The following is a 22,324-nucleotide window of genomic DNA, read 5'->3' on the forward strand; positions in this document are numbered from 1 at the left end:
TAAGGAAGGTCTGAACAACTCTCAACACCTAAAAATATCAGCATAGAGAGCGCCAGTAACGCGTAAATTGGGTATGTAAGACGAGATTTTGCGCTTATCTGGCGGCTTCAGCTGCCGCCGGACAGCATTATGCCTTGGCCGGCAATAACTGCCGGCGCACCATCCATAGATTGGATAGCGCAAACAGCGTCAGCACCTGCGCGGTATTCTTCGCTAGGCCGCGATAGCGGACCTTGACGTAACCAAACTGGCGTTTGATCACCCGAAATGGATGTTCCACCTTCGCCCGCAGGCTGGCCTTGGTGTGCTCCCAGCGCTGGGCCCACTGCAACTCGCGCGCGTTCTTGATCTGCTTGAGCTTGGACGGCTTCTCTGCAATCAGGTAGCGCAACTTGCGCTTGCGCGCCATCTCCGCGCGCTTGTCCAGCCCCGTGTAACCGCTATCCCCGCTGAGCGTGTCTTCCTTGCCATGCAGCAGCTTGTGCGCCTGCGTGATATCGGCAACGTTGGCCGCCGTGCATTCCACGTGGTGCACCAACCCGGACACATCGTCTACTCCAATGTGCGCTTTCATCCCGAAGTAATATTGCTTGCCTTTCTTGGTCTGGTGCATCTCAGGATCGCGCGCGTGGTCAGCGTTCTTGGTCGAACTGGGCGCAGCGATCAGGGTTGCATCGACGATCGTGCCCGAGCGCAGACTTTGACCCTTGCGCGCCAGATGCGCGTTGACCGCTTCCAGCATCCGCGCGGCCAGGCCATGGGTCTCCAGCAAACGACGAAAATTGAGAATCGTGGTCTCGTCAGGAACGTTGTCCAACCCACCGAGCTGGGCAAAACGCCGCAAGCTCGGGATCTCATGCAACGCTTCTTCCATCGCCGGATCGCTCAGCGCGTACCACTGTTGCAGTAGATGAATCCGCAACATCGTGGCCAGTGCGTACGGCTGCCGACCTGGCCGTCCCGACGCCGGATAGTGCGGTGCGATCAGCGCAAGCAACCGCTGCCACGGAACGACCTGCTCCATCTCGGCCAGGAAGATTTCCCGGCGGGTCTGCTTGCGCTTACCCAGGCCCTCGGCGTCACCAAACGTCAGTTGCATGGATCACTCCTCAACGTAGGTGTGTAGTGTCGCGCATCTGGGGGCGTTGTTCAGAGCTTCCCTAATAAGAGTGGCTAACAAAACGTAGCAAGTAGTCGCCAGGTGGGTGCGGACGGCGGTGTACGCGTGGTACATGCCGATCCCGAGCACCGGCTGCGCCCGCCTGGCGGTGAGCGCAGTCGTTTTGATAGCCGCTCTTATACGCTGCAATTTTTCAGGTCTCCCTACACACCTACAAATCGAGGCCGCACCATCACTGCACCGATTGGCACGCCGCATCAGGCGGCGTGCCGATCGCAACATTACTGGCCGATATGCTGCTTCAGCCAGCTATTGACGGTGTCGTGCCACAGCACGCTGTTGTCCGGCTTGAGCACCCAATGGTTCTCGTCCGGGAAATATAGGAACTTGGATGCGATGCCCTTGCGCTGCAGCGCGGTAAATGCGGCCAGGCCCTGCTCGACCGGAATGCGGAAATCCTGCTGGCCGTGGATCACCAGCATCGGTACTTTCCACTTGTCCACGTGCAACACCGGGTTGAACTTCTCGTAGCCAGCCGGGTTCTGCCACGGGGTGCCGCCATTTTCCCATTCGCTGAACCACAGTTCCTCGGTGGCATAACCCATGGTGCGGTTGTCGAACACGCCGTCGTGATCGACCAGGCATTTCCATGGATGGTTCCCATCTTTATCAAGCCACGTCCCGGCCATCCAATAGACCATGTAGCCGCCGTAGCTGGCGCCCAGTGCGCAGGCCTTGTCGCCGTTGAGGAAGCCGTACTGCTTCCGCGCAGCGGCCCACCCTTTTTGCAGATCTTCCAGCGGGCGGTCGCCCCAATGTTGGCTGATCGCGTCGGTGAATTGCTGGCCGTAGCCGGTGGAACCGTGGAAATCGATCATCACCACCGCGTAGCCCTGCCCGGCGTAAGTCTGCGGATTCCAGCGATTGCTCCAGCCATTGCCAAAGCTGTCCTGCGGGCCGCCGTGGATCAGAAACGCGACCGGATAGGTTTTGCCTTCCTGGTAGTTGTACGGCTTGACCACATAGCCGTGCACGGTGTCGTTATTCCAGCCCTTGAACTGGAACTGTTCGTAATCGCCGAATTGCACATCCGGCAGCAACTCGCCTGCGCTTTGCGTCATCGCACGCAAACTTTGGCCTTGCACATCGCTGACAAAGATCTGGTCGCCGCTCTTGAGCGAACTACGCGTAAACGCCAGCGTAGTGCCGGCCAGCGTCGGCGCATGCACGCTGCCCTCGCCCACCAGCTTGGTCGCCTCACCGCTGGCGATGTCGATCTTGAACAGCGGATGCTCGCCCAGGTCCTCGGCGCTGGTGTAGATGCTGGCGCCATCGTCGCTCAACACGATCTCGCCGGCCGAACGGTCCCACTTGGGCGCGATCTCGCGGGCCTTGCCGCTGGCCACGTCCATCGCCATCAGGCCGAAGCGGTCGGCTTCGAAACCGGGGCGCTTCATTGCGCGGTAGTATAACGTCTTGCCGTCGGTGCTGAACACCGGGCCGGCATCCCAGGCCGGGTTGGATGCGGTGAGATTGACCGGTGCGGACCTGCCGCTGGCATCCAGGCGATACAGATCGAAGTTGGTCTGCCACGACTCGTCGTTGCCGGTGGGCTTGCCCCCAGCCGTTGCAGTTTTGCCCGCCTCCGTGCCATAAGGCTGCGGCACGCGCACGCTGGCCACCACGCTGCCGCCATCCGGCGACCAGGTATAATCGTCATTGCCACCTGACGGCTTGGATGGCGCATCGCCGGCCAGCGTGGCGCTGATCGCCGAGGCACCGACCACCGCCTTTGCACCAGCGGCAGGCAGTTCGGCGACGAACAAAGTGTTGCGGCGGCCATCGTTCCAGGTGTCCCAATGCCGCACGAACAGCTGGTCGTACACCACGCCGCTGGCCTTGGCGTCCTTGACGCTGGCGAGCTTTTTCTTAGTGCAGCCCAGATCCGAGCCGCAGTCCTGGAAAACACCGGCACTGAAGACGATGCGCTTGCCATCAGGAGAAAGTTTGTAGCTGTCCACGTCCACCGCAAACGCAGTGAGCTGCTGTGGGGTGCCGCCGGCCAGCGGCTGCGCGTACAGCTGTTGCGTGCCGGATTTGCTGCTGAGCAAGTACACCGTCTTGCCGTCCGGCGACAGCGCCGGGCTGTTGACGTTCCAGCCTTCGGCAGTGAGCCGCTTGGGCGGCAATGCATCGCGGGTACGCAGGCTGCGCATCCACAGGCCGGTGGCCGGCTTGCCGTTGCCGGCGTTGGCCTGCCGCTTGGCGAACACAAGTACGTTGCCATCGGGGCTGAGCGTGGGCGAGGACACGCGGTCAAGCGCCACCATGTCGCGCACATCGAAACCACGCGCGGCGGCAAGGCTTGGCAAGGCGACCAACAGATACAGGGGCAGCACGGCGTAACGCAGCTTCATCGAGATTTCCCGCAACGGTAAAGCATCGATGGTAGGCGTTGCTGCAGCGCACGTGCAAAGGCATTAAGAGCGGCTAACAAAACCCAGGAAGAAGCCGTAAGCAGATGATGGAGCATGCAAGCGAGAGCAACGCCAAGTGGAGATCGATGCGGCGTTCAAAGCGGATGCGCAGTTTGCCCAGGCCTGCGAACCAGGCATGCGTGCGCTCGACGACCCAGCGATGACGGCCCAACCGGTCGTTGCGCTCGATTCCCTTGCGTGCGATCCGCGCAATGATGCCGCGCTGCTTGAGGAAGGCGCGACAGCGGTCGATGTCGTAAGCCTTGTCGGCGTGCAATTTGTCTGGCCAACGTCGCGGGCGCCCTGGTTTGCCACCAATTGGCGGCAAGGCGTCGATCAACTCCTCGAACACGACCGAGTCGTGCCGATTGGCGCCGGTGACGCACACTGCCAAGGGCACGCCGTTGCGGTCCACGATCAGATGCCGTTTGCTGCCGAGTTTGCCGCGATCGGTCGGGTTTGGCCCGGTGTAGGCGCCCCCCGGGGGGAGGCCACACTGGCGGCGTCCAGACTGGCTCGGCTCAGATCCAGCCTCTGGGCGCGACGCAGCTCGGTCAGCAACACCTGATGCAGACGATGCCACACACCGGCGGCTTGCCAATCACGCAACCGGCGCCAGCAGGTCATGCCGCTGCCATAGCCCAGTTCCACAGGCAGGTCTTCCCATGGCATGCCCGTGCGCAAGACATAGACGATGCCGTTGAGGGCTTGCTGATCACTGATGCGCGGCCGTCCACCTTTGGGCGAACGCTTCACTTGGGGAATCAGCGGCTCGATGCGCTTCCACAGCGCAATGGGGATCTCTTTGCGACGTGTCATGTCCGCAATTTTGCCACCGGCGAGACAAGATTCAAGGGGTTTTGTTAGACGCTCTTAGTGCGCGTCAACAGACCGAATTGATGGAGTCGGTTAGAGGCATCAAGACCATAAAACTCGCGAATAAGCAGGTCGAGCGAACTATACGACTGCGTAATGCAACTGTAGAGATGGCCGATCGAGGGATGGTGGCCCAACGCGTCACAATGGCGTTCCAGGCTATCAGCCAGCTTGTATTCGGCATGCAGCGCGTAATTTTAATTGGCGTTGGAGCGTACATGATTATTGGGAAAAAATTCTCCGCGGGAATGATTGTTGAACCGCCCCGGGATTTCGGGAGGCTCCAACTCTTGAGAAGATGGGGCGATGAGCAAGACGAAATATTCACCGGAAGTGCGAGAGCGCGCGGTTCGGCTGGTGCGGGAGCATCAGGGCGAGTACGGCTCGCAGTGGGCGGCGATCGAATCGATTGCCGGGAAGATTGGCTGTTCGTCGCAGACGCTGTGCAACTGGGTGCGTCAGGCCGAGCGTGATGCCGGCAAGCGTCAGGGGCTGACGACGGACGAGCGGACGCGGATGAAAGCGCTGGAACGCGAAGTGCGCGAGCTGAGGCAAGCCAACGAGATCCTGCGCAAGGCCAGCGCGTATTTTGCCCAGGCGGAGCTCGACCGCCGCTTCAAGCCCTGACCACGTTCGTGACCGAACATTGCGATGTTCACGGGGTCGAGCCAATCTGCAAGGTGCTGCAGGTTGCCCCGTCGACGTATTACCGCCACGCGCAGCGGGAAGCGGACGCGAACTTGCGCCCGAACCGCTGGTGGAAGGACCAGGCGCTGCGCCCGCAGATCCGGCGGGTATGGGAGCAGAACCGACAGGTGTACGGCGTGCGCAAGGTCTGGCGGCAGCTCAAGCGCGAGGGCTATGCGGTGGCCCGCTGCACGGTGGAGCGACTGATGGGCGCACTTGGCCTGCGCGGCGTGGTACGCGGGAAGGTGGTCAAGACCACGATCAGCGACAAGCGGCCGTGCCCGCTGGACAAGGTGAACCGACAGTTCCATGCGCCGTCGCCGAACCGACTGTGGGTCAGCGACTTCACGTATGTCTCGACCTGGGCCGGGTTCGTGTACGTGGCCTTCGTGATCGACGTGTACGCACGGCGGATCGTGGGCTGGAAGGTGTCGCAGACGGCGCACACGGACTTCGTGCTGGACGCGCTGGAGCAGGCGCTGCATGCGCGTCGTCCAACCGAAGGCGGCCTGATCCACCACTCCGACCGCGGCGTGCAGTATGTGTCGATCCGCTACACCGAGCGGCTGGCCGACGCCGGGATCGAGCCGTCGGTGGGCAGCGTGGGCGATAGCTATGACAACGCGTTGGCCGAGACGATCAACGGGTTGTACAAGGCCGAGGTGATCCACCGGCGCGCGTGGCGCAACCGCCAGGATGTGGAACTGGCCACGCTGGATTGGGTGGACTGGTACAACCACAAACGCTTGCTGGGGTCGATCGGGAACATTCCGCCAGCGGAAGCCGAAGAGGCTTACTATCGACAACAGGCCGGTTACGCCAAAGCGGCGTGACTCAAACCAAACAGCCTCCCGAAATCCCGGGGCGGTTCATTGTTGCGTTTTTAGCGTACGCAGACAACTTCTCACAGAAGTCTATTAGTTTCATTGACAAAGTGGTGGAGTTGCGGATGGTCCGCATGCATGGCGAGCGAATTGCCGATATAGTGCCCACTGACGCGGAAGAGGATGTTCCGGGTTGGCGCAGTGGAGAGTTGGACCGAAGACACGTGCTTACAGTGCGAAATCTGAGCTTTCGCTATTCCGATGGAGAGCCCCTCATCCTATCTGACCTCAATTTTGTGATCGAGCCGGGAGAAGTGGTGGCGATTACCGGAGTTAGCGGGTCCGGAAAGAGTACTTTGGTAAAACTCTTGCTTGGATTGCTGACGCCAACGGAAGGCGCGGTCGAAATAGACGGAATGGACATCCGGAAATACGGCTTGGCTGAGTACCGCGACCTCCTTGGCGCGGTCATGCAGGAGGATTCGCTATTTGCTGGAACGATTGCTGATAACATCGCTTTCTTCGATCCCGATGTGACTTTAGAAAGAGTCGTAAACGCCGCGAAGCTAGCGGAGTTGCACGACGATATCATTACCATGCCGATGGGTTACGAGTCATTGGTTGGAGACATGGGTTCATCGCTCTCTGGTGGGCAGCGGCAACGACTAGTTCTTGCTAGGGCGCTTTACCGCGCGCCGCAGATATTGATTCTTGATGAAGCAACAAGTCAGCTAGATCAAGCGTGTGAGGCACGGATTGATCGAGCTGTGCGCCAACTTGATATCTCGAGAATCATCATCTCGCATCGACCTAGCACGGTGGCGATGGCAGATCGAGTTCTTCAGATCGAAGATGGTCATGTCAGAGAGGCAAGTGCCTGTCAAACGGGTGGACTTGCAATTGTCTAGGTATCGGAATGTTCTCGCAGGGAAGCCGGGACATTGTAGTGCCGCGCGCAAGCGCCGTTTGGGACGAAAAGGACCGTCCATCGTCATCCATTAACAATCAATCGGAGAAGTGCTATGTCTCGCAATAAGGAAATCAAGCCAGTCTGCTACGCGAACAGCCGCGTCCTGACCGAAGATGAGCTGGTTGAGGTCAGCGGTGGTGCTACCTCGCATCCGACTCTGACTGGCGGCGGCGGCGGCGTTCCCGGCCCCATCGTCGTTCAGCCGGACGGCGACATTACGGTCGACTTCTGAGTTGTATGGAGGGGGGGCAGCCTAGCTGCCCCCTCATTAATGCAGACAATATCGGAGTGTGTAGTGCAATGCACCTGATCTATGGGAATAGTGAGGATTACCACGCGGCAGCAGTTGCCTGGGCTATGCGCAAGCTAGGAGCAGAGGCCTTCATATGGGACGGCCTAGGCGCGACGAAGGACGCTCAGATGACCTTGACTCCTGGAGCTTTGCCCGGCCGGACTCAAATGGGAACGAGAACTTTGCCGAAATTGGACAGTGTCTGGTTCCGCAGGATAGTCAAGCATGCACCAGTCAAAAACGTCGATAAAGAGGCGGTAAAATTTGTAGAGCAAGAGTTGAAGTTCGGTCATTTGAACCTCGCTGTAACCGTGCGAGCCTCCTTAGACTCAACTTCCAAGTGCAACACCCTCATAGCAAGTAAGGTGTTCACATGTCAAAAAGCTATCTCCATCTGAGTGCAGAAGAGCGCGCGGTGCTGCAAATCGAAACACGGCGTGGTCAAAGCTTGCGCTCGATCTCCAGACTTCTGTGCAGAAGCCCATCGACATTGAGCAGGGAGCTGGTCAGGCAGGGCGCCACGAGCTACTGTGCGGCAGATGCGGCCAGGCGTTACAAAGCGCGGCGTCAGCGCAGTGTTCGGCGGCGTAGGCTGACCCCGGGGACGGATTTGTTCCAGCTGGTGCGTGATCATCTTGTGCTGTGGCGCTGGTCGCCCCAGCAGATTGCTGCCAAGCTCTTGATCATGCATCCGGATGATTCTGCCCAGCGCGTCAGCCACGAAACCATCTACGCAACGATCTATGCGCACCCGCGCGGTGGCCTGAAAAAGGAGCTGGTGGAGGCTTTACGCCAGGGCAAGCCTACTCGGGGATTGCGGCGTACGACCGCTGCCAAACGCACCTGGGTGCCGGAGGAACTACGCATCGTGCACCGGCCCGAAGACGTGCGACAGCGCCTGATTCCAGGTCATTGGGAAGGCGATCTGATCAAGGGCGCGTTCAATCGTTCCTGCGTTGGCACGTTGGTGGAGCGCAAGACGCGCTTTGTGGTGCTGTGCCGAATGGACGGCTGCACGGCTGCCGATGCGCTGGAAGGGTTTACCCGCCAGATGAAAAGGCTTCCCGCTTCGATGCGAACGAGCTTGACCTATGATCGCGGGACCGAACTGACGTGTTATGCCGAGCTGATGCAGGGACTGAACATCAATGTGTGGTTTGCCGATCCACACGCGCCTTGGCAGCGCGGAAGCAACGAAAACACCAATGGCCTACTTCGCCAGTTCTTGCCCAAGGGTGCGGATCTGTCCACCGTCAGTCAGGAGTACCTCAATCACATCGCATTACTGATGAACACCCGTCCACGCGAGACGTTGGGATGGAAAACGCCGAGCGAGGCGATGGAGCATGAACTGGCAACTTTCAAATCACGTGTTGCACTTGAATCTTGAGACCACCCTCTGCCAACTTCGTGGTGGGGAACCCGTTCCCGGATCCGACCCAATGCAAAGCGTTCCAGCTCGACACAGCGGCCGCCTTGGGGTTTCTTGTCCCGGAGACACTAATTTCAACACACTATGACGAGGTGGCGAGCTTTGTGCGCCGCGTAGGCAAGGTCGCCGTGAAGCCATTCAATCCATACTTCTGGCACTATGGTGACGAGCGAACATACCGGATTGCTTCAACGACTGTCTTGGACGGAACGGCTGAGCTTGAGTCGGATCAAATTGAGGTTTGTCCCGCGATATATCAGCGATACATCGAGAAGCAATACGAGCTGCGCGTTACCGTCGACGTCCCCCCGCCCTGAGTAGCGGTCGGGTTTAGAGTCCGGGGTTGATGATATCGGTGTTGGCCAGATGTTGGGCATAAGCAGCTGGTGTCATGCCGCCGATCGCCTTCTTGGGTCGGTCCTCGTTGTATTCGCGTCGCCAGCATTCGATCTCGGTGCGCGCGTGCAGCAGTGTTGGGAACCAGTGCTCGTTGAGGCATTCGTCGCGTAGTCGGCCGTTGAACGATTCGACATAGGCGTTTTGATTTGGCTTGCCGGGTTTGATTAGCCGTAGTTGCACACCACGGGCATGTGCCCAGGCGACCATTGCCTTGCCGCAAAACTCCTTGCCGTTATCGGTGCGGATCACCTGCGGCAAACCGCGACTGTGCGCGAGCCGATCCAGCACGCGCGTCGCGCCATGGCCCGAGATTGCGCGCTCCACCTCGATGGCGACCGCTTCGTGCGTGGCGTCGTCCACGATCACCAGACACTTGATCACCCGGCCTTCGGCGGTGCGGTCGAACACGAAGTCCATCGACCACACCTGGTTGGCCTGCGCTGGCCGCAGCAGCGGTTGACGCTCGCCCACCGCTACTTTTTTGCGCTTGCGGCGCCGGACCTGCAGCTGCTGCTCGCGGTACAACCGCTCCACCCGCTTGTAGTTCACGATGTGAACCGCCCCGGGATTTCGGGAGGCTCCAACTCTTGAGAAGATGGGGCGATGAGCAAGACGAAATATTCACCGGAAGTGCGAGAGCGCGCGGTTCGGCTGGTGCGGGAGCATCAGGGCGAGTACGGCTCGCAGTGGGCGGCGATCGAATCGATTGCCGGGAAGATTGGCTGTTCGTCGCAGACGCTGTGCAACTGGGTGCGTCAGGCCGAGCGTGATGCCGGCAAGCGTCAGGGGCTGACGACGGACGAGCGGACGCGGATGAAAGCGCTGGAACGCGAAGTGCGCGAGCTGAGGCAAGCCAACGAGATCCTGCGCAAGGCCAGCGCGTATTTTGCCCAGGCGGAGCTCGACCGCCGCTTCAAGCCCTGACCACGTTCGTGACCGAACATTGCGATGTTCACGGGGTCGAGCCAATCTGCAAGGTGCTGCAGGTTGCCCCGTCGACGTATTACCGCCACGCGCAGCGGGAAGCGGACGCGAACTTGCGCCCGAACCGCTGGTGGAAGGACCAGGCGCTGCGCCCGCAGATCCGGCGGGTATGGGAGCAGAACCGACAGGTGTACGGCGTGCGCAAGGTCTGGCGGCAGCTCAAGCGCGAGGGCTATGCGGTGGCCCGCTGCACGGTGGAGCGACTGATGGGCGCACTTGGCCTGCGCGGCGTGGTACGCGGGAAGGTGGTCAAGACCACGATCAGCGACAAGCGGCCGTGCCCGCTGGACAAGGTGAACCGACAGTTCCATGCGCCGTCGCCGAACCGACTGTGGGTCAGCGACTTCACGTATGTCTCGACCTGGGCCGGGTTCGTGTACGTGGCCTTCGTGATCGACGTGTACGCACGGCGGATCGTGGGCTGGAAGGTGTCGCAGACGGCGCACACGGACTTCGTGCTGGACGCGCTGGAGCAGGCGCTGCATGCGCGTCGTCCAACCGAAGGCGGCCTGATCCACCACTCCGACCGCGGCGTGCAGTATGTGTCGATCCGCTACACCGAGCGGCTGGCCGACGCCGGGATCGAGCCGTCGGTGGGCAGCGTGGGCGATAGCTATGACAACGCGTTGGCCGAGACGATCAACGGGTTGTACAAGGCCGAGGTGATCCACCGGCGCGCGTGGCGCAACCGCCAGGATGTGGAACTGGCCACGCTGGATTGGGTGGACTGGTACAACCACAAACGCTTGCTGGGGTCGATCGGGAACATTCCGCCAGCGGAAGCCGAAGAGGCTTACTATCGACAACAGGCCGGTTACGCCAAAGCGGCGTGACTCAAACCAAACAGCCTCCCGAAATCCCGGGGCGGTTCAAAGTTGAGGCTACCCACTGAGCTTAGGAGAAGTTTGATGTGCAAGATGAGGTCGGTCATCCTCGCGTTGATGCTTGTGATTTCGGGAGGGGCAACGGCCCAACCGACAAATTGCGGCTTTGACAAACAGGCAATGCTTGCTCTGGCACAAGATAAGTTTGATCAGGATGTCGGCAATGGTGGTGGTGGCTGGCGCGCTGTCGCTTCCAAGCCCGGATGTGAGGTCGCAGCTGCAGATCTGATCAAGGAATACCGAAAAGTGCATTCCGATAGCTCTAGTCTGCTGTTTTGGCACGAGGGGCAACTACGGGCCTTTGCCGGGAACTATGAGGCTGCGATTCCATTAATGGAAGCATCAAGGCAGCCAACAGAAAAGGATCTTGCAGGCTGGAATCCCTATGTTGATGCAACGATAGCATTCCTTCGGCACGACACATCTGCTCTAGTAGAGGCACAGAAAAAGCTAAACGCTGTACCCGCTTCGCCGGAACTGCCACCGGTCAAAGATGGCTACATAGAGATGTCGATGGATAATGGACAGAAGGTTAAGATGCGGTGGCCCGTGAACGCTGATGTCGTCGACGGACTAGTGTCGTGCCTCAACAAGAGTTACATGGAGGCGTATAGCTCGGTATGCAGAGGCAAGTCGCAGTAGCGAAAGGTCTACCATTGAAAGTAGTTTGCCTAGTCGTTGCGCAGTGCGTTAGTCGTTCTTTCTGCCAAATCGTAGTTCCATGCCTTTATCCTGTGCTCGATCTTGGGATTCTTGACGCGAGGCGCAGTCTCGCTCGCGAGCGGACATTCCTGTGTCACGCGCAGTCGATATGGGAGCCTCGTTAACGAGGCACTCTGGGCGTGTAGCGCCGATGGACCGGGCTGAGTCGCTCACACAACCTGTTAGGGCTGCGGCGATGAGCAGAGTGGCCGCTGCAACCAAGCCGCAAGTAACAGAACGAGGTATTCTTGCACGGCGAGAAGTGTCCATCACATTTCCTCACTTGAACAGTAGCACTGCGTCCCGCGCCCATGGAGGGCACGATGTAGCTCTTCTCAGAACGAGTGAATGATAGCACTTGGCTTGGACGGGGATGGTCTGGACGCCGCTCTTTTGGATTCAGCAGTTCCAGGACGTCCGTACGGTTCAGCGTACTTGGATCTCCTGCTTGCCAGGGCTCCCCGTTACATTGCGAGCCAGACGTGTGCGCAAACCGCATGGCACTCAGCCATATTGTGGATGGCCTGCTTCACGATCGAGGGCGGCGAGGCAATGCGATATCCCTTCGATTCGTCCGGATTCGATCTAGCTTGGCCAGCAACAATTGCTATGCGTTAATTTTGAAGTGGGTGGCATCCTCTGTTTCGCCGATGAATTAATGCCTAAGAGCGGCTAACAAAACCCAGGAAGAAGCCGTAAGCAGATGATGGAGCATGCAAGCGAGAGCAACGCCAAGTGGAGATCGATGCGGCGTTCAAAGCGGATGCGCAGTTTGCCCAGGCCTGCGAACCAGGCATGCGTGCGCTCGACGACCCAGCGATGACGGCCCAACCGGTCGTTGCGCGCGATCCCCTTGCGTGCGATCCGCGCAATGATGCCGCGCTGCTTGAGGAAGGCGCGACAGCGGTCGATGTCGTAAGCCTTGTCGGCGTGCAATTTGTCTGGCCAACGTCGCGGGCGCCCTGGTTTGCCACCAATTGGCGGCAAGGCGTCGATCAACTCCTCGAACACGACCGAGTCGTGCCGATTGGCGCCGGTGACGCACACTGCCAAGGGCACGCCGTTGCGGTCCACGATCAGATGCCGTTTGCTGCCGAGTTTGCCGCGATCGGTCGGGTTTGGCCCGGTGTAGGCGCCCCCCGGGGGGAGGCCACACTGGCGGCGTCCAGACTGGCTCGGCTCAGATCCAGCCTCTGGGCGCGACGCAGCTCGGTCAGCAACACCTGATGCAGACGATGCCACACACCGGCGGCTTGCCAATCACGCAACCGGCGCCAGCAGGTCATGCCGCTGCCATAGCCCAGCTCCATAGGCAGGTCTTCCCATGGCACGCCCGTGCGCAGGACATAGACGATGCCGTTGAGGGCTTGCTGATCACTGATACGCGGCCGTCCACCTTTGGGCGAACGCTTCACTTGGGGAATCAGCGGCTCGATGCGCTTCCACAGCGCAATGGGGATCTCTTTGCGACGTGTCATGTCCGCAATTTTGCCACCGGCGAGACAAGATTCAAGGGGTTTTGTTAGACGCTCTAAGTCATGCACGCGCTTGCGCAGGCGCCACACGCCGCAAATGTCACTTTCGAGATAACGGCACGCATGCCGCGATGCGTGGCTAGTGCGATGGCGCAGACAACGCTGCGTGCCCATCGGCGCGTGCAATACGCATGCGCCATCCACACATCAGACTCAGACGGCCGGTTCCCCGCGCTTGCCGACCCGATACAGCAACCAGCCGACCAGGGCGAGAATCGCCAGGCCGAACCATTGACCGAGCTGCAGGCTGGCCGGCAACGCCAGCACATCGGAGCGGCTGGACAGCACGATCGGCACGGCAATAGCGATGCCCATCAGCGCCTCGCCAGTGATCAGGCCGGCAGCGAACAGCACGCCGGGGCGATGCACGCGGTCGCGGCCGTCTTCATCGTCGGTGCGGATTTTGTGGAAGCGCTCCACCAGATGCGCGATCAAGCCACCGATAAAGATCGGCACCATCAGTTCCAGCGGCAGATAGATGCCGATCGCGGCGGCCAGCACCGGCACGCGGAAGCGCTTGCCGGTCTTCTTCAGCCATTCATCGAACGCGATGATCGCTGCGCCCACGCCGGCACCGATGGCAATCATCGACCAAGGTAGCTGCCCGCCGAACAGACCCTTGGCGACCGAGGCCATCAAGGTGGCCTGCGGTGCGCCCAGCGCATTGGGATGCTGGGGAGTGGCCGGGCCGATGCCATAGGCCTGGGCCAGCAGGTTCAGCACCGGCGCCATGATCAACGCGCAGGAAAATGCGCCGATGCCCAGCATCAGCTGCTGCTTCCATGGCGTGGCACCGACCAGATAGCCAGCCTTGAGATCCTGCAGATTGTCCCCGCCCACCGCTGCCGCGCAGCACACCACCGCACCGATCATGATCGCTGCCACCGCACCCAATGGCGCAGCCCCGATGCCCACCGGCGCCAGACCGCGCTTGCCGAGCAGCAGCACCAGCACCGCCGAAGCGAACAGAATGGTGGAGATGGTGATACCCGACACCGGGTTGTTGGACGAGCCGATCAGCCCAGCCAAGTAGCCAGACACCGACACGAACAGGAAGCCGGCCACGATCATGATGATGGTCATCGGGATCGACACGTGCCACTGCTGCACGATGGCCTGATAAAGGCCCAGCAGCGGCAAGGTGCACAACACCAATGCCACCAGCATCCATTTCATCGGCAGGTCGCGCTCGGTCTCGGCGACCACACCGCCACCGCTGTTGCGTGCGGCGGCAAAGCCGCTCTTGACGCCCGAAAAAAGCGACTTGCGCAGCGAGAACAAGGTCCACACACCGCCGATCAGCATCGCACCGACGCCGAGGTAGCGAACCTTCGCACCCCAGATGCCGAACGCCGCATCGGCCGCCGGCGCACCGACCAGGCTCTGCGCCAATGCCGGATCCAAGCCCATGAAGAACTGCTGATACATCGGAATGGCGATGTGCCAGGACAGAATTGAACCGGACAGCACCACGATGCCGACATTCAAGCCAACGATGTAGCCCACGCCCAGCAACGCTGGCGACAGGTTGGTGCCGAAATAACCCACAAGGCGGCTGCTGCCGAGGTAGGTGGCCTGCGCCCAGGTATCCGGAATCACCCGCAAGCCGCTGGCGGCGGCGAGTTTGACCAGTGCCCCGATGGCACCGGAGATGGTCAGGATCTTCAGACCCGGGCCGGGGTTTTCGCCGGCCTTGAGCACTTCGGCCGCGGCCTTGCCTTCGGGGAACGGCAGCGGGTCTTCGACGATCATCGAGCGCCGCAGCGGCACCGAGAACAGAACGCCGAGCAGCCCCCCCATGCCCGCGATGCCGAGCACCCACCCGTATTTGAAGTCGGGCCAATAGCCCATGATCACCAGCGCCGGGATGGTGAAGATTACCCCGGCGGCAATCGACGAGCCCGCCGAGGCACCGGTCTGGACGATGTTGTTTTCCAGAATGGTGCCGCCGCCGAGCAGGCGCAGCACGCCCATCGACACGACCGCGGCCGGAATCGCGGTGGCGATGGTCAGGCCGGCAAACAGGCCGAGATAGGCGTTGGCGGCCGAGAGCACCACCGCCAGCACGATGGCCAGCACGACGGCGCGGAAGGTGAGCTGGCGCGGCTGAGTGTCATGGCGCATGGGCGGTTCCCTTGTAGCAAAGCTCCGCACCACGCTAGCCCCTGCGCGGGGTTCCGTCCAGCTGCGACGCGGCGTGACAGTGTGCCTGCTGTCGCGGGTGGAATGCCTGGTCCCGCTGCCACTGAACCATGCTGACAGCGACCTGCGAAGCGCCCCTCCTCTATGGCGTGGATACGCCTGCGTCCACATCGGTTCGCCTTGAAAGACCGCCAGCGCCCACGCTGGGTGTCGATGGCAGCAGCATGATCCGGCCCGGTTGGCAGATCAGTAACCGAACTGCGCTTCTTCCACTTCGCCACCGTCTTTTGATTGATGCCGTAACGCTTGGAAAGCGCTCTCAGGCTCTCTTGACTCTGTTGTATCGCTCGACCGATCGCCTCTGTCGTGGTGGTGCTCCCATGCAGAACCTGGCCCATCGTGCTTGCTTCCATTCGAGCAAAATAATGCACCATCAAAACCTGGGATCAAACACCTAAAGCAAACTCGTACGCGCGCTCGGCGACTGCGCAGCGAATTTTTCGATAACGTCCTCAGTCATTAGACGTTGCTTTACTCACAGCACGCTTGCTCGTCGCCGCCACCTTGTTGGCAGCGGCCTTGGGCACTGAAGGTCCCTTTGTTTCAACCGCTTTCTTCGCCGCCGTCGAGCGGTCGCTGGCAGAGCGCTTTTTTGCAGCGCTCTTGGCCTGAGTGGACAAGACGTGTTTGCCGACCGCCTTCTTGGCGGTCGTGTTTTTGCTGGCGGTCTTCAAGGCTTTCCTGGCGCCTGCCGAGCGTGTCGGCGAGGATGGGGTGTTGAACTTGGCCGCTGCGCTGTCTTGCGTCGTTTTTTTCTTGGTGGCTTTGGATGCGGAGTTGGATGGAGCGGCATCCACGCCATCGCGGCGCGCCTTGGACAAGCCGATTGCGATCGCCTGCTTGGTATTCTTGACCCCGTGCGCGCCCTCGCGCACCTGCTCGATTTCTTCTTTCACGTGTTCGCCGGCTTGGGTACTGGCCGAGGTTCCTTCGCGCTTGTCCTTGGCGGCAGCGCGGCGCGTCTTGACTTCTGGCATGAGGGTTTCTCGATACATGCGTGACAACCTCGATGTAGCAAGCGAGGTGTCAATGAGCAGTGCGCGCCGCATTCCCTTGTTGCGACGTCGTGTCTCTGTCGTCACGCACTTAGAGTGGCTAACAAAACGTAGCAATCGGTCGCCAGGTGGGTGCGGACGGTGCAGAGCAACCGCAAAGTGCACGTGGTACATGCCGATTTCGAGCACCGGCTGCGCCAGCGTGGCGGTGAGCGCAGTCGTTTTGTTAGCCGCTCTTAGCGACCAGGCGACTGGCCTGCGCCAGTGCCGCGCCATCGAGCCCCACGGCATCGCCCACTGCCAACAATTCGACAGGCGTGGCGCGCGAATGCCTGCCGCGTCCGCCACAGACATGGATGCCGAGTTCACCAGACAATGGCCTCAACCCACGCTTGAGCGCGCCAATCGCGCCGGTGGTGATGCCGGACGAATCGCGCCGAACGACTGCAACCAGAAGGGATGCGCAAGCCGCCGCAACAATTCATCGCGCCCGTAGCTGTGCACGATGGCTAACGAATTCAGCTGCGCACCGCCGGTGCGCGACGATCGCGCAATGCACTGCAGACGAACGCAAGCGTGCAACGTAGTGGATGCGATTCCACCGCGTCGCATCGCTGCGAACCTCGCGCGTGGTCACTTGGCGTTGACCGCATCGCCCTCAAGGTGATGGTCCTCCTTCGCCATCGCCACGGGGTCTGCATGACTGCCACGCCCGCCACTGCCAATCATACGTCGCCGGCAACCGCCACCACCGCTGCGCCGACGTACCCGGTCAAGATGCGCATCAATGGTCAGCCGTATCGATTACAGCTCGAAGCCTGGGTGAGCCTGCTCGATCTGTTGCGCGACCGGCTCGATCTCACCGGCAGCAAAAAGGGCTGCGATCACGGCCAGTGCGGTGCCTGCACGGTGCTGGTCGACGGCCGCCGCATCAACAGCTGTCTAACGCTCGCTGTGATGCAGGACGGTGCCGACATCACCACCATCGAAGGCTTGGCTGACAGCGATCAACTGCACCCGCTGCAGCGCGCCTTCATCGACAACGATGCCTTGCAGTGCGGCTATTGCACGCCGGGCCAGCTGTGTTCGGCGGTCGGCCTGATCAACGAAGGCAAGGCGCATGATCGCGATCAGGTGCGTGAGTTGATGAGCGGAAATCTATGCCGCTGCGGCGCCTATCCGCAGATCACCGATGCGGTGATGGAGGTCATGGGCACATCCAGCGACAGCAGCGAGAGCGCCACCACCCCGTGGACGCCAGGGACGGTGCCCGCATGATGCCGCTCAGCTATACGCGCCCGAACAGCATCGATGCTGCACTTGGCGCCATCGCATCGCGCAGCGACAACGCGCATCCGCTGCCGTCCGAAGCTCCCGCGCGCCTGATCGCCGGCGGCACCAATCTCACCGATTTGATGAAGCTGCAGCTGATGCGGCCCAGCAGCCTGGTCGACATCAATCGCCTGCCGCTGGACAGCATCGGCATGCAGCCCGATGGCCGATTGCGTCTGGGTGCGCTGGCACGTAACGCCGACACCGCCTATCACCCGCAAGTCCAAGCGCGTTACCCGTTACTGAGCGCAGCGATACTGGCAGGCGCCTCGCCGCAGATCCGCAACATGGCCAGCAACGGCGGCAATTTGCTGCAGCGTACGCGTTGCATGTATTTCTACGACCATGCCACGCCATGCAACAAGCGTGCACCGGGCACCGGCTGCTCGGCCATCGGCGGGCTGACCAAATACAACGCCATTCTCGGCGCCAGCGCGCAGTGCATCGCCACGCATCCATCCGACATGTGCGTGGCATTGGCGGCGCTGGATGCGGTGGTGCACGTGCAAGGCCCCACTGGCGAACGCGCTATTGCGTTTGCGCAGTTCCACCGCTTGCCCGGAGATCGCCCGGAGCTGGACAGCACGTTGGCGCCGGACGAATTGATCGTGCATATCGATCTCCCCGATGCACAGCGCTTCGTCGCGCACAGCGTCTATCTGAAAATCCGCGAGCGCCTGTCGTACGCGTTTGCACTGGTGTCGGTGGCGGCCGCGTTGGAATTGGCCGAAGACGGCAGCATTGGCGACCTCCGCGTGGCACTGGGCGGGGTGGCGCACAAGCCGTGGCGCAACCGGGAAGCAGAAGCGCAGTTGGTCGGCTTGCCGGCCACGACGGAGAGCTTTGGCGGTTTGGCCGATGCCTTGCTGCAAGGCGCGCAACCGCAAGGCGAAAACGCCTTCAAACTGCCGCTGGCACGCCGCGCCATCGTGCGCGCATTGAACCTCGCTCGCGAGGGCACCATCGACAACCGCGGGCGCACCCGCGCGCTGGAGCAATCGCCATGAACGCACGCAGCACCCATCTGCCCAATAGCGATGTATCCGATAGCGGACTGACGCCACCGGTGGCCGACCAAGGCACCGGCTATCGCCCCACCGGTACCGGCGTCACCCGCATCGACGGGCGTGCAAAAGTCACCGGTCAGGCGCGTTATGCCGCCGAATGGCCAGCGCCGAATCTGGCCTATGGCGTGGTGGTCAACAGCAGCATCGCCAAAGGCGAGATCGTTGCGTTCGAGCTGACCGCTGCACGCGCGGTGCCCGGCGTGCTGGAGATCATCACCCACGAAAACCGCCCGCACATGCGCGGCATGGATCTGTTCTACAAGGACATGACCGCACCGGCCGGCTCGCCGTTCCGCCCCTTGTACGACAACAAGATCCTCTACAGCGGTCAGCCGATTGCGCTGGTGGTTGCCGACACCTTTGAAGCCGCGCGCCACGCCGCGCATCTGGTGGAGTTGGAGCTGTTACAGGATCCGCACGACACCAACCTGATGATCAATCTGGACCGTGCGCACAAGCCCAAGCCATTGAAGGCGGGTTTTTCGCCACCGCCCAAGGACAAGGGCGATCCGCAGACCGCTTTCGACAATGCCGCCTGCCAGATCCAGGCCGATTACTACAGCGGTGTGGAGCACCACAACCCGATGGAGTTGTTCGCCTCCACCGTGATCCGCGATGCCGATGGTCGCTTCACCATTTACGACAAGACCCAGGGCTCGCAGAACAGCCGTTGGTATGTGTCGCATGTGTTCGGCCTGAGCAAGCGCAAGGTCACCGTGCGTAACCCGTATGTGGGCGGTGCGTTCGGCTCGGGGCTGCGCCCGCAGTATCAATTGCCGCTGGCGGTGATGGCCTCGATCCTGCTGGACCGCTCGGTGCGCGTGGTGCTCACGCGGCAACAGATGTTCACCTTCGGCCATCGCCCGGAGACGGTGCAGCGGCTCAAGCTCGGCGCCGATCGCGACGGCAGCTTGCGTGCGATCTGGCATGAAGCCATCGCCGAAACCTCGCGGATCGAAGATTACGTCGAGGTGGTGGTCAACTGGAGCGGGCAACTGTACGCCTGCGACAACGTGCATCTGGGCTACACGCTGGTCAGCCTGGATCAGTTCAGCCCCATGGACATGCGTGCACCTGGCGCTGCACACGGCGTGCACGCGCTGGAAGTGGCGATGGACGAGTTGTCTTACGCGATCGGCATCGATCCGCTGGCGCTACGTTTGAAAAACTATGCACAGGTCAATCCGGCCGACGACAAGCCGTACTCCACCAAGGCGCTGCGCGCGTGTTACCAGCAAGGGGCCGAGCGCTTCGGTTGGGCACAACGCCCGCTGCAACCACGCGCGCGTAAAGAAGGCAACGAGTGGGTGGGCTGGGGCATGGCCACCGGGCAATGGGATGCGATGCAGATGTTCGCGCGTGCACACGCGGTGCTGCACGCCGATGGACGCCTGGTGGTGAGCAGTGCCGCCAGCGATATCGGCACCGGCACTTACACGGTGATGGCGATGATCGCAGCTGAAGCGTTGGGCCTGCCGCTGGAGCGGGTGACCTTTCAGCTTGGCGATTCAACGCTGCCGGTTGCGCCGATCGAGGGCGGCTCCTCGCATGTCACCACGGTCGGCTCTGCTGTGGATGGTGCGTGCGGCAAGTTGCGTGCGCGCCTGCTGCGGCTGGCTCAGGCACTGCCCGATTCGCGCTTTGCCAAAACCAAGCTGGACGAGGTGGTCTTTGCCAATGGCACGCTTGCGTTGCGTACCGATGCCAGCAGCGCCATCGCATTTCCACAGGTATTACGTGCGGCCGGGCTGACGCAGATCGAAGATAAGTTCCTGCTGCTGCCCAACGTGCTCAAACAGCGCAAGTACACCCGTGCCACGCACGGCGCCGTGTTTGTGGAAGTACGCGTGGACGAAGAACTGGGCACCGTGCGGGTGATGCGTGTGGTCAGCGCGATTGCAGCCGGACGCATCCTCAACCCGATCACTGCGCGCAGCCAGATCGTCGGCGGCGTGGTATGGGGCATCGGCCAGGCATTGCACGAGCACACCCAGTCCGATCACCGCTTCGGCCGCTTCATGAATCACGATCTGGCGCTCTATCACGTCTGTGCCAACGCCGACATCCACGACATCGACGTGATCTTTGCCGATGAGGACGATCGCGTGGTCAGCAGCCTGGGCGCAAAAGGTGTGGGCGAGATTGGCTTGGTGGGTGTCTCGGCGGCGATCTGCAACGCCATCTTCCACGCCACCGGCAAGCGTATTCGCAGCACACCGATGACGCCGGACAAGGTGATGGCGGATTGATCGATCGACGGCGTCGTAGGTGCGGAGTCTGTGCATAGCGCACGACATCGCCGCAGCAAGGGTTAGCAATGGCTCAACGTCTTGTCATGTCGAGCCCGTTTTGTTTCACACGGGCGGCACTGGTCGGTCACGTATCGCTAGCGGCACACGCGCTCAGATGGGAATGCCGTGTGCTGGAAGCGCCACGTTGCCTCTGCCGTCTCCAGGCAGGTGATGTGGCTCTGCAGCAGTGGCACCTGTCCCCCGCATGGAGCTGATATGAGCGAGCACGATCCCACCCACTCTCCGGCCCGCCGCCGTGCCATCGGTGCGCTCGGCACCGGTCTGGCCGCTGGCGGCAGTGCGATGCTGGCGACCACTGCGGCAGCGCAAACGCAGGCCAGCGCAGGCGGTGCAACACGACCGGCAATCCAGGACCCGCGCACACAGTATCCACAGCCACCGTTCAATACACCGCAGCAACAGTGGCCGGGCCTTGCATCCAAGATGGTGCCCAGGCCGGACCACGGCGAAAACAGTTATGTCGGCTCGGGCCGGCTGAGCGGGCGCAAAGCGTTAATTACTGGCGGCGATTCCGGCATCGGCCGCGCCGCGGCGATCGCGTTCGCGCGCGAAGGTGCGGACGTGGCAATCAACTATCTGCCGCAAGAAGAATCCGACGCGCGCGATGTCATCGCCTTGATCCAGGCCGCAGGCCGCAAAGCAGTGGCCATTCCCGGCGATCTGCGCAGTGGCGCATTCTGCAAGCAACTGGTGGACAAGGCCGCGCAGCAGCTCGGCGGACTCGATATTCTGGTCAACAACGCCGCACGGCAGACCACGCAAAAATCCATTCTGGAGATCGACGATCAACAGTTCGACGACACGCTCAAGACCAATCTGTATGCCTTGTTCTGGGTGACGCGCGCGGCGGTGCCGCATCTCAAACCCGGCGCGACGATTATCAGCACCAGCTCGATCGTGGCCGACGATCCACCCGCAACCTTGCTGGATTACGGCATCACCAAAGGCGGCATCGTTACCTTTACCAAGTGCCTGGCAAAGCAACTTGCGTCTAAAGGCATTCGCGTCAACGCGGTCGCCCCCGGCCCGTATTGGACGCCCTTGCAGCCCAGCGGTGGCCAATTCCCAGAGGCGCTCAAGACCTTCGGCGGCGACAGCCCGACCGGGCGCCCCGGGCAACCGGCAGAGATCGCGCCGATCTATGTGTTGCTGGCCTCGCAGGAATCCAGCTTCACCACTGGCAGCATCTTCAGCAGCGTCGGTGGGCGCGGCAACGTGGGCTGATCGCTACATG

Annotated in this window: 16 protein-coding genes, 2 other RNA genes, 3 pseudogenes and 2 other annotated features; of the genes and pseudogenes, 10 read left to right on the forward strand and 11 right to left on the reverse strand. The window is 61.4% G+C overall.

Going from position 1 to position 22,324, the window contains the following annotated elements; genetic code table 11:
* Window positions 1–127 precede the first annotated feature (127 nt).
* From J5I97_RS14565 to J5I97_RS14580, 4 genes are all read right to left on the reverse strand, one after another.
* Window positions 128–1,099 (reverse strand): IS5 family transposase, encoded by a 972-nt coding sequence (locus J5I97_RS14565; protein WP_208586672.1) that lies wholly within the window; start codon window positions 1,097–1,099, stop codon window positions 128–130.
* Window positions 1,100–1,171: 72 nt separating this feature from the next.
* A non-coding RNA gene (locus tag J5I97_RS14570) (sX9 sRNA) lies at window positions 1,172–1,234 on the reverse strand.
* A gap of 167 nt (window positions 1,235–1,401) precedes the next feature.
* Window positions 1,402–3,537 carry an alpha/beta hydrolase family protein gene (locus J5I97_RS14575; protein WP_208587301.1) on the reverse strand — a complete coding sequence of 712 codons (2,136 nt, stop codon included), beginning with the start codon at window positions 3,535–3,537 and terminating at the stop codon, window positions 1,402–1,404.
* Between the two features lie 73 nt (window positions 3,538–3,610).
* A protein-coding gene (locus tag J5I97_RS14580) for an IS5 family transposase (RefSeq protein WP_208586767.1) occupies window positions 3,611–4,416 on the reverse strand; the annotation gives its coding sequence in 2 pieces (ribosomal slippage) (window positions 3,611–4,086 and window positions 4,086–4,416; 807 coding nt in all).
* A gap of 363 nt (window positions 4,417–4,779) precedes the next feature.
* Between J5I97_RS14580 and J5I97_RS14585 the strand changes: the two genes are divergently transcribed.
* The 4 genes from J5I97_RS14585 to J5I97_RS14600 all read left to right on the forward strand — a co-directional run bounded on the left by J5I97_RS14585 (window position 4,780) and on the right by J5I97_RS14600 (window position 8,636).
* Window positions 4,780–5,993 (forward strand): IS3 family transposase gene (locus tag J5I97_RS14585; RefSeq protein WP_208586298.1). Its coding sequence is split into 2 segments (ribosomal slippage): window positions 4,780–5,062 and window positions 5,062–5,993, totalling 1,215 coding nucleotides; the frame shifts between segments, so codons are not numbered across the junction.
* Window positions 5,055–5,171 (forward strand) — a sequence feature (AL1L pseudoknot). It overlaps the preceding gene by 117 nt.
* On the forward strand, window positions 5,990–6,892 hold the full coding sequence (locus J5I97_RS14590) for an ATP-binding cassette domain-containing protein (RefSeq protein WP_238135541.1): 903 nt from the start codon (window positions 5,990–5,992) through the stop codon (window positions 6,890–6,892). Before J5I97_RS14585 ends, J5I97_RS14590 begins: the two co-directional genes overlap by 4 nt.
* Before the next feature lie 114 nt (window positions 6,893–7,006).
* Entirely contained in the window at window positions 7,007–7,186 is a 180-nt protein-coding gene (locus tag J5I97_RS14595) for a hypothetical protein (RefSeq protein WP_017118594.1), read from the forward strand.
* Window positions 7,187–7,619: 433 nt separating this feature from the next.
* The gene (locus tag J5I97_RS14600) at window positions 7,620–8,636 is read left to right on the forward strand and encodes an IS30 family transposase (protein WP_208586408.1); all 1,017 of its coding nucleotides are present in this window, start codon (window positions 7,620–7,622) and stop codon (window positions 8,634–8,636) included.
* 372 nt (window positions 8,637–9,008) lie between these two features.
* Here J5I97_RS14600 and J5I97_RS14605 read toward each other — a convergent pair.
* Window positions 9,009–9,698: pseudogene (locus J5I97_RS14605) on the reverse strand (IS3 family transposase); the annotation flags it as partial.
* Here J5I97_RS14605 and J5I97_RS14610 point away from each other — a divergent pair.
* Window positions 9,681–10,894 (forward strand): IS3 family transposase gene (locus tag J5I97_RS14610; protein WP_208586298.1). Its coding sequence is split into 2 segments (ribosomal slippage): window positions 9,681–9,963 and window positions 9,963–10,894, totalling 1,215 coding nucleotides; the frame shifts between segments, so codons are not numbered across the junction. The pseudogene J5I97_RS14605 and the gene J5I97_RS14610 overlap by 18 nt on opposite strands.
* Window positions 9,956–10,072, forward strand: a sequence feature (AL1L pseudoknot). Its footprint overlaps the gene before it by 117 nt.
* Window positions 10,895–10,969: 75 nt before the next feature.
* Complete coding sequence (locus tag J5I97_RS14615) at window positions 10,970–11,587, forward strand: hypothetical protein (protein ID WP_238135544.1); 618 nt, start codon at window positions 10,970–10,972, stop codon at window positions 11,585–11,587.
* Window positions 11,588–12,319: 732 nt separating this feature from the next.
* Here J5I97_RS14615 and J5I97_RS14620 read toward each other — a convergent pair.
* The 6 genes and pseudogenes from J5I97_RS14620 to J5I97_RS14645 all read right to left on the reverse strand — a co-directional run.
* A protein-coding gene (locus J5I97_RS14620; RefSeq protein WP_208587302.1) for an IS5 family transposase occupies window positions 12,320–13,125 on the reverse strand; the annotation gives its coding sequence in 2 pieces (ribosomal slippage) (window positions 12,320–12,795 and window positions 12,795–13,125; 807 coding nt in all).
* Between the two features lie 210 nt (window positions 13,126–13,335).
* On the reverse strand, window positions 13,336–15,306 hold the full coding sequence (locus J5I97_RS14625) for an OPT family oligopeptide transporter (RefSeq protein ID WP_208587303.1): 1,971 nt from the start codon (window positions 15,304–15,306) through the stop codon (window positions 13,336–13,338).
* Between the two features lie 248 nt (window positions 15,307–15,554).
* Window positions 15,555–15,722: pseudogene (locus tag J5I97_RS14630) on the reverse strand (IS481 family transposase); the annotation flags it as partial.
* A gap of 114 nt (window positions 15,723–15,836) precedes the next feature.
* Window positions 15,837–16,361: a DNA-binding protein gene (locus tag J5I97_RS14635; RefSeq protein WP_208587304.1), complete on the reverse strand. Its 525-nt coding sequence runs from the start codon at window positions 16,359–16,361 to the stop codon at window positions 15,837–15,839.
* Window positions 16,362–16,477: 116 nt separating this feature from the next.
* Window positions 16,478–16,553: non-coding RNA, sX9 sRNA (locus J5I97_RS14640), on the reverse strand.
* A 61-nt stretch (window positions 16,554–16,614) separates the two neighbouring features.
* Window positions 16,615–16,991: pseudogene (locus tag J5I97_RS14645) on the reverse strand (DUF763 domain-containing protein); the annotation flags it as partial.
* Window positions 16,992–17,078: 87 nt separating this feature from the next.
* Between J5I97_RS14645 and J5I97_RS14650 the strand changes: the two are divergent.
* The 4 genes from J5I97_RS14650 to J5I97_RS14665 all read left to right on the forward strand — a co-directional run bounded on the left by J5I97_RS14650 (window position 17,079) and on the right by J5I97_RS14665 (window position 22,314).
* On the forward strand, window positions 17,079–17,657 hold the full coding sequence (locus tag J5I97_RS14650; RefSeq protein WP_208587305.1) for a (2Fe-2S)-binding protein: 579 nt from the start codon (window positions 17,079–17,081) through the stop codon (window positions 17,655–17,657).
* A complete protein-coding gene (locus J5I97_RS14655) occupies window positions 17,630–18,718 on the forward strand; it encodes an FAD binding domain-containing protein (RefSeq protein WP_208587306.1) in 1,089 nt (362 codons plus the stop codon). Before J5I97_RS14650 ends, J5I97_RS14655 begins: the two co-directional genes overlap by 28 nt.
* Window positions 18,715–21,027 (forward strand): xanthine dehydrogenase family protein molybdopterin-binding subunit, encoded by a 2,313-nt coding sequence (locus J5I97_RS14660; RefSeq protein ID WP_208587307.1) that lies wholly within the window; start codon window positions 18,715–18,717, stop codon window positions 21,025–21,027. Before J5I97_RS14655 ends, J5I97_RS14660 begins: the two co-directional genes overlap by 4 nt.
* Before the next feature lie 345 nt (window positions 21,028–21,372).
* A complete protein-coding gene (locus J5I97_RS14665; RefSeq protein WP_208591762.1) occupies window positions 21,373–22,314 on the forward strand; it encodes an SDR family oxidoreductase in 942 nt (313 codons plus the stop codon).
* The last annotated feature ends 10 nt before the right edge of the window (window positions 22,315–22,324 follow it).

This window comes from Xanthomonas fragariae, from assembly GCF_017603965.1.
GTDB classification, from domain to species: Bacteria; Pseudomonadota; Gammaproteobacteria; order Xanthomonadales; family Xanthomonadaceae; genus Xanthomonas; species Xanthomonas fragariae_A.